Origin of the sequence: Prevotella veroralis (assembly GCF_018127765.1) — a bacterium.
GTDB classification, from domain to species: Bacteria; Bacteroidota; Bacteroidia; order Bacteroidales; family Bacteroidaceae; genus Prevotella; species Prevotella veroralis.
In genome coordinates, this window is the sequence record NZ_CP072331.1 from 716,734 (window position 1) to 727,993 (window position 11,260).

The window sequence follows — 11,260 nt, forward strand, 5'->3', positions numbered from 1 at the left end:
GTTTTTAGTAAAATGTACCTACGTTTTTGCTAAAATGATGGTACTTTTTGCCTAAAACGATAGGATTTCTCTCTCAAAAGTAAGCGTAGTTTTTGTAACTTCCTATATATCAAGCAATTAAAATCACGCATCAAAAATCGCTCAAAATTCGCATATTTGGATGAGAATAAGGGTTTGATTGAAAAAAACGCAATTAGAAGCTTGCAATTAGCAATATTCTATTACAAAAGATTAGAATATACTTTCGAGAAAATCCTCCTACGTGATGATAAGATCTGATAGAACTCGACAGACAATTCTTACCACTTGCCAGCCGAGATTGATAGATTAAATCAGCTTCTTTACTGATGATGTTGACGAAAGTTTGAATAGGCTTCCCATCGGACATACAAAGCGACAATAAGGACGCGGTATGAAGATTGCCAATACGAGGAATAGGATTGCGATGAGAATCACCACCCAACTTGTTGATTGGAATATGAAGGCTACGAACAATTCATAGTCCATCCACTTCGACCATACGCCTGCTAACATCAGAATCATTAGAACCCAGAATAATATTTTACGGAAGTGTTCTAAGTTCTGCACTAATCGTTTGCTCATCTTCCATTTATGATGATTGGTCATTCCAACTAACTCTTGGGCTGCTCCGTAGGGACAAACATTCGAACAGTAATAATTTTTCTTACCGAAAAGAGGGTAGATGAAAGCTGTAATGAGCATAACTATTGGAACGAATGATATCCAAAAGTTGATACCGCCTGACATGAATCCAACAAGAACCGACCATGAAATAAAGGTTCCGCCCCATAGTCCCAGAACGACAACATTCAATGAAAGTTGGAAAATGCGATAGCGTTTCTTCTTTACGAATAGAGGGATTATAGCAGCCATTAGGACGACTAACAGACCGATAAGCGACTTAGCACGCAAATCCATCTTTTCAAAAATTGAAGGCTGCTGCGCTTTCTTGGAAGCATATACTAAGCCCGCTTTCATATTACCTATGATTCCACGGGAAGAGAAAGTTGCTCCGCTCACACCGTCTACTTTCATTGCGAGAGCTTGTTCGGTAGTTTTACCATTCCAACGAGTTAGTAATGCACTTGCCTCTTGGAAGAAATCGGGAGATTCAGAGTTCTTTAATGCCTCAACCTTCTCAATTTTACCATTCTTTATATATATATTCAGTGGAACTGTACCGCCAAATCCTTTTACATCTTTTGCAAGATAAGTTGTATTGATAATAATCGTACCATCATCCAATGTGCGAAGCGTATCAATTTGATTGGTCGTTGTCGTTTTTTTGTTATTAGATAATTGTTCACCCCATATTTTGCCATCGCGTTGTGCAGCTGCAACTGCAATCACAATGATACAAGTAATTAGTATAAATGTTTGCTGTAATTTCTTCATAAGCCTATCCTAAACTTCAAAAATGTGAGGTGCAAAAGTACAAATTAATAATAGACTATCTTTATTCTCAAGGAGATATAACGTCACTTATTTATACTTTAGCTTTGTTAACATAGTTTTAATAAGCAAGTTTTGTGGGTAATTTAATTAATTCGTATATTTGCGCAGTCCATAAGATGGAACCTAAATCCGCAATTTATCATTTAGAAGAACAAATTAAACCTAAACAAATATGAATAACAAAAGAACCTGTCTATATGACAAACATGTTGCGTTAGGCGCACTCATCGCACCATTTGCTGGTTTTGACATGCCAATTCAGTATTCGGGCATTACGGAAGAACATAATGCTGTACGCGGGCATTGTGGAGTCTTTGATGTTTCTCACATGGGAGAAGTACTCGTTACTGGGTCGGAAGCCGAGAAATATATCAATCACATCTTTACAAATGATGTGAAGGGGCTACCTGCAGGCAAGGTTTTATATGGAATGATGTGTTATCCCGATGGTGGAGTTGTTGATGATACTTGTATCTGTAAGCTGGAAGATCAGGTGTTTTTGATGACAATCAATGCTTCTAATATAGATAAGGATATAGCGTGGATAGAAAAAAATGCTGCTGGATTCGACGTAGTTATTAAGAATAAGAGTGAAAACTATGGTCAACTTGCTCTACAAGGTCCCGAAGCAGAGGCAAAAATAGAAAGCGTTTTAGGGATAAGTACCAAGGAATTGAACTTCTATGAAGTACGGCAAGTCAAGACGGATGGCGAGGTAATCATCGTTTCTCGCACAGGTTACACGGGAGAAGATGGCTTTGAGATCTATGGTTCTCCTAAGTATATTAATGAAGCGTGGGATAAACTCATCGCAGCAGGTATTACTCCTTGTGGTCTTGGATGTCGTGATACATTGAGATTTGAGGTTGGTTTACCTTTATATGGTAATGAATTATCCGATAAAATATCTCCAGTAATGGCAGGTTTATCTATGTTCGTCAAGTTGGACAAGGAAGAATTTATCGGAAAAGATGCCCTTCAAAAGCAAAAAGCAGAAGGTGTTAGTCAGCGTCTTCGTGGTATTGTTCTTGAAGGAAATGCTATTCCACGTCATGGATATAAGGTGATGAAAGATGGAAAAGAGGTAGGAGTTGTCACAACTGGCTATCGTCTAATCTCAACACCAAAGAGCTGTGCGGTTGCATTGGTTGATGCTTCTGTCCAGATGGGTGATAAACTTGAGATTCAGATCCGTAAGAAATCGTTCCCGGGAATAGTCGTCAAAAAGAAATTCTATGATAAGCATTACAAAAAGTAGTGCTGTTATAACATATTATTCGAATTAAAAACCTAAAAATAATTTATTATGGCTAAAGTAATTGAGGGACTCTATTATTCAGAGTCACACGAGTTTGTGAAAGTAAGTGGTAATGTTGGCTATATCGGTATCACGGATTATGCACAGCACGCATTAGGTAATATTGTTTATGTAGATATGCCTGAAGTGGATGATGATATCGAAGTTGGTGAGGACTTTGGAGCAATTGAGAGCGTCAAAGCAGCTTCCGACCTAAAAGCTCCTGTGTCCGGAAAAGTCTTAGAGATAAATGAGGCATTAGAGGATGAACCGGGATTGCTTAATAAGGACGCTTTCGAGAATTGGATTATCAAGGTTGAGTTTTCTGATACTTCAGAATTAAAAGATCTTATGGATGCCCAAGGTTACGAGGAGTTCTGTTCAGAATCTTAAAAGCAATAAAAGGGGGTAAAATAAGGTTTGTTTGTCCTATTACATCCTTATTTATTATACTCCCTGCTATTTGTTTTCTCTTTATCATATATCTAAACAACTCTATACGAAAATGAACCATAAGTTTTTACCTCATACAAATGAAGAAATTCGGCAAATGCTTGATCGAATCGGCTTCAAGGATCTTGATAAGCTTTATTCGAAAATACCAGAAGAGATCCGCTTTAAAGGTGAATATGATATTCCGAATGCAATGAGCGAATTAGAGATTCGTGCTTTTTTTGATAAACTTGGTAAAAAAAATGATATGCTTACCTGCTTTGCCGGTGGTGGAGTTTATGATCATTATAGCCCAAGTGCAATCGCAAATATCGTAAGTCGCTCGGAATTTCTCACATCTTATACCCCCTATCAAGCAGAGATTTCTCAGGGAACCCTCCATTATATCTTCGAATTCCAAAGTATGATGGCAGAGTTAACAGGTATGGATATCGCCAATGCCTCAATGTATGAGGGCACAACCGCTACGGCTGAAGCAATGATGATAGCTTTTAATAATAGTAAAAAGGCTGATACTATTCTTTATTCCGAAGCATTGAATGAGAATATCATTGCGGTGCTAAAGACTTATGCGTTCTTCCATGGTGTTAAATTGAAAGCTATTGAAACAGCAGAAGGTGCTACCACTTTAGACGAAGTAAAGAAGGAATTAGGTGAAGGTGGTATTGCTGGCGTTATAGTTCAACAGCCTAATCGCTATGGAATCATAGAAGATTTTACAGGTTTTGCTGATGCTTGCCATGAAAAGAAGGCTATGTTTATTATTAATAGTGTAGCCGCTGATCTTGCTTTGCTAAAGACTCCAGGTGAATGGGGGGCAGATATTGCTGTCGGCGATATTCAAAGCCTCGGTTTGCCAATGAGCTTTGGTGGTCCTTACGCTGGTTATATGTGTTCTACTCAAAAGCTTATGCGTAAACTCCCAGGACGTATTGTTGGTCAGACACGTGATAATCGTGGACAGCGTGTATTTGTGCTTACCTTACAAGCACGCGAACAGCATATTCGTCGCCAGAAAGCAACATCAAATATCTGTTCAAATCAAAGTTTGATGGCATTGTATGCTACGATTTACATGGGACTTATGGGTAAAGAGGGGATTAAAGAAGCTGCACAATTAAGTTACGATGCTGCTCATTATCTATGTGAAAAACTTGTTAGTACAGGTAAAGCTAAGTTAGTTTACAATAGAGTGTTCTTTAATGAGTTCCTTATAGAAATGGAAAATCGAGATGATTTCTTTGAAAAGGCGATAAAGAAAGGCTTCCTTCCGGGTATTAAAGTTGATGATAATAAGCTTCTTATTGCTGTTACAGAAAAGCGTACCAAGGATGAGGTTGACTCCTTTATTGAATTATTCTAGTTATACAATGTCTTAAATTATAAGTTGCGATGAATAACAAGTTATATGGAAATCTGATATTTGAATTATCCCATCCTGGCAGACGTGCTTATAGCTTACCAGAAAATAGTTTTGGAAATCATACTCTACCATCATCATGTAAACGAGCAAAGGATGCAGAATTACCAGAATGTGATGAGCTTACGGTTGTAAGGCATTATACAAACCATAGTGGAAATAACTTCGGAGTTGATAATGGCTTTTATCCTCTTGGTTCATGTACCATGAAGTATAATCCAACGATTAATGAAGAAATCGCTTCAATGCCTTCTTTTACGGGAATTCATCCTCACCAGCCGATAGAAACAGTGCAAGGTGCTTTGGAAGTTGAATATAATATTCAACGTGCATTAGCATCAATTACGGGTATGGCTGATGTCACGCTCAATCCTTATGCAGGTGCGCATGGAGAGTTGACGGGTCTGATGATCATTTCTTCATATCATCTCCAACGTGGAGATACTAAGCGCAAAAAAGTTATCGTACCAGATTCTGCCCATGGTACAAATCCTGCTTCTGCAGCAGTATGTGGACTTGAAGTTGTTGAAGTGAAAAGTACAGAAAATGGACTTGTAGATGTCAATGACCTAAAGAAATTATTAGGAGATGATATTGCGGGTATGATGATGACCAATCCTAATACTCTTGGATTGTTTGAAAAGGATATTCCCGAAATAGCACGTTTAGTTCATGACTGTGGCGGATTACTATATTATGATGGTGCTAATCTTAATCCTTTATTAGGAATTGCTCGTCCTGGCGATATGGGATTTGATGTGATCCATCTTAATCTGCACAAAACCTTCTCAACTCCTCATGGAGGGGGTGGTCCTGGTTCTGGTCCTGTTGGTGTTTGTGAGAAATTAATCCCATTCCTTCCTAAACCTCACGTATGCAAGAATGAGAATGGCTTTTATATAGAGAGAGCTGGAAAGAAGGAAGAAAATAGTGTTGGAGATATTCATGTTGGAGGTTATTTGGGTAATTTCCTCGTGATTCTTCGTGCCTATACATATATACTTACAATGGGTAAGGATCATTTTAAAGAGGTAGGTTTATTAGCGACATTGAACGCTAATTACATAAAGGAATGTCTGAAAGATGATTATGAACTTCCTATTGATATGTTGTGCAAACATGAATTTGTATTCGATGGATTAAAAGATAAAAGTACTGGTATTACTACAATGGATGTAGCTAAACGTCTTCTTGATTATGGATATCATGCTCCAACAATTTACTTCCCACTTTTGTTCCATGAGGCTATGATGATTGAACCAACAGAGAATGAAAGTAAAGAAACCATAGATGGATTCATTAAGACAATGCATCTTATTGCTAAAGAAGCTATAGATACTCCAGATCTATTAAGAGAAGCTCCACACAATACTCCTATTGGACGTGTGGATGATGTCCTTGCCGCAAAACATCCTATCTTGACCTATCAACAACTTGTTAATGATAAGGGAGAAGAATCTTAATTTGTGTTTGTGAAAAGTCTATGTTGAATATAATAAATCTATTTAATAAGGATTTATATGGATAAAACAGATTTATTGATTATCGGTTCGGGACCTGGTGGTTACCGAACCGCTTCTTACGCAGCTAAGAATGGTCTTCAAGTAACTATTATAGAGAAAGGACAACTAGGCGGAACTTGCCTCAATGCGGGATGTATTCCTACGAAATGTCTTGCACATGATGCTGAGGTTCGCCTTACTGCTCTTTCTTCCATTGGTTCGCTTCCTTCACTTGATTTCAAGAAAGTGATAGAGAGAAAAGAAGGCGTACTTAACCAACTTAGAGAAGGGATTGGTTCCTTATTAGGTCAGCACAATATCACTTTGATAAAAGGTGAAGCACATTTTGTGTCTGATCATATAGTAGAAGTAGGTGGAAAACAGATAGAAGCAAAGAATATTATTATAGCAACTGGATCTCAAGCAAAGCTCCCACCTTTTATTAATAGGGAAGATTATTTAAATAGTCCAAAGTCTAAGCGCACGGTTGTTACTTCTACAGAACTTTTTTCTATTGAGAAATTACCAGAAAAGCTTGTTATAATAGGTGCTGGAGTTATCGGAATGGAGTTCGCTTCTGCTTTCGCTGCTTTCGGAAGTCAAGTAACTGTTGTTGAGTTTATGAAGGAATGTCTACCTCCTATTGATAGTGATATTGCAAAGCGCTTAAGAAAAACACTTGAAAAGAGAGGTGTGACATTCTATATGCAGAGTGCTGTTGAAGAAATTATATATCCGGCGGAGGGAGATAATCTCGGAACAATGGTTGTATTCCGTAAAAAAGATAAGGTATTTAAAATAGAAGCAGATATAGTTCTTATTGCTACGGGTAGACAACCGAATGTAATGGATGTAGGATTAGACTCAACAAATATTGAGTTTTCACCAAAAGGTATCCCTATTAATGATAATATGGAAACGAACATCAAGGGTATTTATGCCATAGGTGATGTAAATGCTCGTCAAATGTTGGCACATGCCGCTACTTTCCAAGGATTCCGTGCTGTTAATCACATTATCGGCAAACAAGATAATATTCGTCTTGACATTATGCCATCTGCAATCTTTACTTATCCAGAAGCAGCCAGTGTCGGTAAGACGGAAGATCAATGTAAAGAAGCTGGGATTCCGTATACTACACGAAAAGGCTTTTATCGTTCGAATGGTAAGGCTTTAAGCATGAATGAAACAGAAGGAATGATTAAAATCCTGATAGGTGAAGATGGATTAATCCTTGGAGGACATGCGTATGGAAGCCATTCTGCTGATCTCATTCAAGAGCTTTCTGCACTCATGAATCGTGATATAAAGTTAGAAGAAATATGTGATATCATTCATATTCATCCAACGCTTAGTGAGATATTACAAGATACATTAATAGGGTAAAATAATCAATGTAATATGTTTTGTCTCTCTGAAGAGAAAATATTTAAATTGCAAAATGTTTGGATGATAAAGAACTTTACACTAACTTTGCATGCCGAAAGGATACAGATTTAGTCGTATCGATTCGATTGGGATAGTCATCAAATAAATTAGAAAACCCGAGAAGACTTCTTTTGTTAATGGCGGGCCACATAAATTGCATTTAGCGACTAAGCCGCAAGGTCAGTGGATTACAAAGACGAGGAGCTCTCTTATCATTGATACTCGGACTTTTCATCACATCATCGATACGACTTTCCATATTCCACCCACACGAGATGAGGGAATTGAGGTGAGATTCCTAAATGGGAGTCTCACCTTTTATATATCTATAGATTATTAACTAAATCTTAAACTCCTCCATGCGGAAAATATCTATCCTTATATTATAAGGTAAAGGATATTAGTTTCCCACTGCTACAGCTAGCTTTCAATGGAGAAAAGAAAGGAATTAATTATATGTTCTCAGGTATTGTAGAAGAAATGGCAACTTTAGTTCGTATAGAACACGAGCAAGAAAATATCCATTTTACTTTCCGTTGTTCATTTACAAAAGAATTGAAGATAGACCAGAGCGTAGCTCACAATGGAGTTTGCTTGACGGTTGTTAAGTTTGAAGGCGACACCTATACTGTAACAGCGATGAAAGAGACGCTCGAACATTCAAATCTTGGCTTACTTAAAGTAGGAGATCGAGTTAATGTTGAACGTTCAATGTTGATGAATGGTCGTTTAGATGGGCATATAGTTCAAGGTCACGTTGATCAAACGGCTAAGTGCATTAATATGGAAGATGCTGATGGAAGTACTTATTATACTTTTGAATATCCTCTTAACCCAGAAATGGCTCAAAGAGGTTATTTGGCTGTTGATAAAGGTTCGATAACTGTCAATGGTGTGTCTCTTACCGTTTGCGAGCCTACAGATAATAGCTTTAAAGTAGCTATTATTCCGTACACCAAAGAGAATACGAACTTCGCTGATATTCGGCTTGGTTCTACTGTGAATATTGAGTTTGACATAATCGGTAAATACATTGCGCGCCTCTATCATAAGGTATAATCATCGTCATGTTATAATAAAAAGGCAGTCTCTCTCATTAGCGACAGACTTTGTAAAACCTCAGCAAATAGTACATTTTACTCCTCCTCTCCATTCGGAGAGGGGAGTGAAGGGTACTCTGACCCAGTGGTAGGATAAAAGCCTTCACAAGCCCCCTCCAAGGGAGGGGATGTGCCTAACGGAAGCTAGTTAGGATAAGCGTTATTTTGATTAAAAGAATATGTACATTCTATATTTGTTTTCATTGTGTACCTTCTGTCTCTTTAAAAACACCTTATGTAATCTGTCATTGAAAAGTATGTTTGTATGCTTTCTGCCTGTATCAAAAAGCAAAAGACTTTAATTAATGTATTTGTATTTTGATACGCCTTCTTTTCGTATGAATATGGGTTTGTATTATAAAAATTAGTTAATTACATGGCTTTAGTATATATTTTCTATATGGTAAATGTAAAAATAACTCACATATTTTGATAATACATTTTTTTTACAGAAAGTTTTATTATCTTTGTTTGCGAATTGTGACAGATACGATAAATAAAGAGTAATAATGAGGAAACAAATTTATACATCAAAGGTATTTTGGAGTCAAATAGTACTTTGGCTTCCTTTGTTCCTCGTTCCTATCATATACTCACCCTTTGGTTTATTTTCATGGCAAGAGAGCTTATCCCAGTATATAGTTCCTTTGTCAATGATGATAGTTGCCTACATTAATTATTTCGTTTTTGCACCAAAGCTACTTAAAGGTAATGAGAAAGAATTTTGGATATATAATATTGTTCTAATCTTATTTTTGTCTATAGCACAACATGAATGGTTGTATTATACGGGGACTGAACGATATATTATTTCGTTTTCTTACCAGTTGTTGTTGCAGAATGTGGAAGAGAATATAAATCCACATCTTTTCTTCATTACTCGTAATATCTTTAATTTGAGTATCTGTGCGGGAGCTGCAACCTCTGTATTGATGGCACAACGTTGGTCGAAAGCTGAAGAAGAGAAGCGAGAAGCTGAAACTGCTATGACAAAAGCAGAATTGATTAATCTTCGTCAGCAAGTGAATCCACACTTCATGCTCAATACGATGAATAATATTTATGCTCTTACAGCTTTTGATACTGAGAAAGCGCAAAAGGCAATCATTGATCTCTCAAAGATGTTGCGCCATATTTTGTATGATTATCAGCAGCCGTATGTAAGTTTAAAAGAAGAAGTTGAGTTCTTGAACAACTATATCGAGTTGATGATGATTCGTATTCCCGATAATATTGAAATTAAACGAGAATGTAATATACCAGAACCATGCAATATTCAAGTTGCTCCGATGATATTTATCTCACTGCTTGAAAACTCTTTCAAGCATGGTATAAGTCCTAACCATAAGAACTTTATTCACATTCTATTGGATGCGAACGATGAACGCATAATGTTTGCTATAGAAAATAGTAATTATCCGAAAACAAAGGAAGAAAGGAGTGGACATGGTATTGGACTAAAGCAAGTCGAACGCCGCTTAGAGCTCGCCTATTCTGGTAAATACCGATGGGAAAAGAAATATGATAGTAAAATGAACATATATTCGTCTAAAATAATAATCTATGACACTAAATTGCATAATCATTGATGATGAGCCATTAGCGGCAGATTTACTTGCTAGCTATGCAAAGAAAACTCTTTTTTTGAATCTGATAGGAGTGTTCAACAGTGCCGTAGAAGGTATTAGAGCCATTCGAGGGAATAGAGTAGATCTTATTTTCTTAGATATTCAGATGCCTGAATTAAGTGGATTGGAATTTGCAAAGATACTTCCCAAAGAGACAAAGATAATTTTTACAACGGCATTTAGTCAGTATGCTGTTGAGGGTTACAAGGCTAATGCTATAGATTACTTGATGAAGCCTATCAGCTATGACAATTTCTTAGCAGGAGCAAATAGGGCTTTAGAGTGGTTTAAGAGTGTACGTCAATCAGAGAATGCTTCAAATGATCGTTTTATCTTTGTGAAGAGTGAGTATAAGCTGGTCAAAATCATGTTTGATGATATACTTTACATCGAAGGAGTGAAAGATTATGTAAAGATATATCTGGAAGATGGTCATAAACCTATTATGAGTTTGATGAACATGAAGAAGATAGAAGAGGCTCTTCCTAAACCAGAATTTATGCGTGTTCATAGATCTTATATCATACACATGAAAAAAGTGGATGGAATTGATCGTTTTCGGATTGTCATCGGTGGCGCGATCCTTCCGATATCAGATAGTTATAAGGTTAGATTACAAGACTTCTTAGATGGACATACTTTGTAATTGAATATGCAAAAGGTAGTTAGGTTTTTCTAACTACCTTTTATGTTATTAGAGTTATATAAATTCTTTAGTTTGGGGATAATTCACCTCCAATTTAAATGTGTAATTGTTCATTATTTATTATACAATTTCAATAACTATCACTAATATCTTCGAATAAGTTGAGTCATTGCATGGGTAAAAGTGGAAGAGTAAATAGGTGATGATGCTTCTGCTTATTAAATAGGAATGTTGCTCACAGGTAGGATCCTCTTACTTTGGTGGCTTTTTTCAGTCATCCCTTTGCCATATCTTAATTTTTTAGTAATTT

General features: G+C 36.8%; 9 protein-coding genes. 8 read left to right on the forward strand and 1 reads right to left on the reverse strand.

Annotated elements, in window-relative coordinates:
* Nucleotides 1-327: 327 nt before the first annotated feature.
* Nucleotides 328-1,416 (reverse strand): 4Fe-4S binding protein, encoded by a 1,089-nt coding sequence (locus J5A55_RS11080; RefSeq protein WP_004381780.1) that lies wholly within the window; start codon nucleotides 1,414-1,416, stop codon nucleotides 328-330.
* A gap of 232 nt (nucleotides 1,417-1,648) precedes the next feature.
* Here J5A55_RS11080 and gcvT point away from each other — a divergent pair, with 232 nt between their 5' ends.
* The 8 genes from gcvT to J5A55_RS11120 all read left to right on the forward strand — a co-directional run bounded on the left by gcvT (nucleotide 1,649) and on the right by J5A55_RS11120 (nucleotide 10,950).
* On the forward strand, nucleotides 1,649-2,734 hold the full coding sequence (gcvT, locus tag J5A55_RS11085) for a glycine cleavage system aminomethyltransferase GcvT (RefSeq protein ID WP_004381779.1): 1,086 nt from the start codon (nucleotides 1,649-1,651) through the stop codon (nucleotides 2,732-2,734).
* 48 nt (nucleotides 2,735-2,782) lie between these two features.
* Nucleotides 2,783-3,166 carry a glycine cleavage system protein GcvH gene (gene gcvH / locus J5A55_RS11090; protein WP_004381778.1) on the forward strand — a complete coding sequence of 128 codons (384 nt, stop codon included), beginning with the start codon at nucleotides 2,783-2,785 and terminating at the stop codon, nucleotides 3,164-3,166.
* A 112-nt stretch (nucleotides 3,167-3,278) separates the two neighbouring features.
* Nucleotides 3,279-4,589, forward strand: coding sequence for an aminomethyl-transferring glycine dehydrogenase subunit GcvPA (gene gcvPA, locus J5A55_RS11095; protein ID WP_004381777.1), 1,311 nt, complete (start codon nucleotides 3,279-3,281; stop codon nucleotides 4,587-4,589).
* A gap of 29 nt (nucleotides 4,590-4,618) precedes the next feature.
* Nucleotides 4,619-6,109, forward strand: coding sequence for an aminomethyl-transferring glycine dehydrogenase subunit GcvPB (gene gcvPB, locus J5A55_RS11100; RefSeq protein ID WP_004381776.1), 1,491 nt, complete (start codon nucleotides 4,619-4,621; stop codon nucleotides 6,107-6,109).
* 57 nt (nucleotides 6,110-6,166) lie between these two features.
* Entirely contained in the window at nucleotides 6,167-7,534 is a 1,368-nt protein-coding gene (lpdA, locus tag J5A55_RS11105; protein ID WP_004381775.1) for a dihydrolipoyl dehydrogenase, read from the forward strand.
* A gap of 498 nt (nucleotides 7,535-8,032) precedes the next feature.
* Entirely contained in the window at nucleotides 8,033-8,635 is a 603-nt protein-coding gene (locus J5A55_RS11110) for a riboflavin synthase (RefSeq protein WP_004381774.1), read from the forward strand.
* A 550-nt stretch (nucleotides 8,636-9,185) separates the two neighbouring features.
* Nucleotides 9,186-10,265 (forward strand): sensor histidine kinase, encoded by a 1,080-nt coding sequence (locus tag J5A55_RS11115; protein ID WP_004381772.1) that lies wholly within the window; start codon nucleotides 9,186-9,188, stop codon nucleotides 10,263-10,265.
* The gene (locus J5A55_RS11120) at nucleotides 10,240-10,950 is read left to right on the forward strand and encodes a LytR/AlgR family response regulator transcription factor (RefSeq protein ID WP_004381771.1); all 711 of its coding nucleotides are present in this window, start codon (nucleotides 10,240-10,242) and stop codon (nucleotides 10,948-10,950) included. The genes J5A55_RS11115 and J5A55_RS11120 overlap by 26 nt, the downstream gene beginning before the upstream one ends.
* The last annotated feature ends 310 nt before the right edge of the window (nucleotides 10,951-11,260 follow it).

What these genes read in the sequence shown, in the direction of transcription:
- J5A55_RS11080 (WP_004381780.1), bottom strand. Translation starts at nt 1,416, where the DNA reads ATGAAGAAATTACAGCAAACATTTATACTAATTACTTGTATCATTGTG.
- gcvT (WP_004381779.1), top strand. Translation starts at nt 1,649, where the DNA reads ATGAATAACAAAAGAACCTGTCTATATGACAAACATGTTGCGTTAGGC.
- gcvH (WP_004381778.1), top strand. Translation starts at nt 2,783, where the DNA reads ATGGCTAAAGTAATTGAGGGACTCTATTATTCAGAGTCACACGAGTTT.
- gcvPA (WP_004381777.1), top strand. Translation starts at nt 3,279, where the DNA reads ATGAACCATAAGTTTTTACCTCATACAAATGAAGAAATTCGGCAAATG.
- gcvPB (WP_004381776.1), top strand. Translation starts at nt 4,619, where the DNA reads ATGAATAACAAGTTATATGGAAATCTGATATTTGAATTATCCCATCCT.
- lpdA (WP_004381775.1), top strand. Translation starts at nt 6,167, where the DNA reads ATGGATAAAACAGATTTATTGATTATCGGTTCGGGACCTGGTGGTTAC.
- J5A55_RS11110 (WP_004381774.1), top strand. Translation starts at nt 8,033, where the DNA reads ATGTTCTCAGGTATTGTAGAAGAAATGGCAACTTTAGTTCGTATAGAA.
- J5A55_RS11115 (WP_004381772.1), top strand. Translation starts at nt 9,186, where the DNA reads ATGAGGAAACAAATTTATACATCAAAGGTATTTTGGAGTCAAATAGTA.
- J5A55_RS11120 (WP_004381771.1), top strand. Translation starts at nt 10,240, where the DNA reads ATGACACTAAATTGCATAATCATTGATGATGAGCCATTAGCGGCAGAT.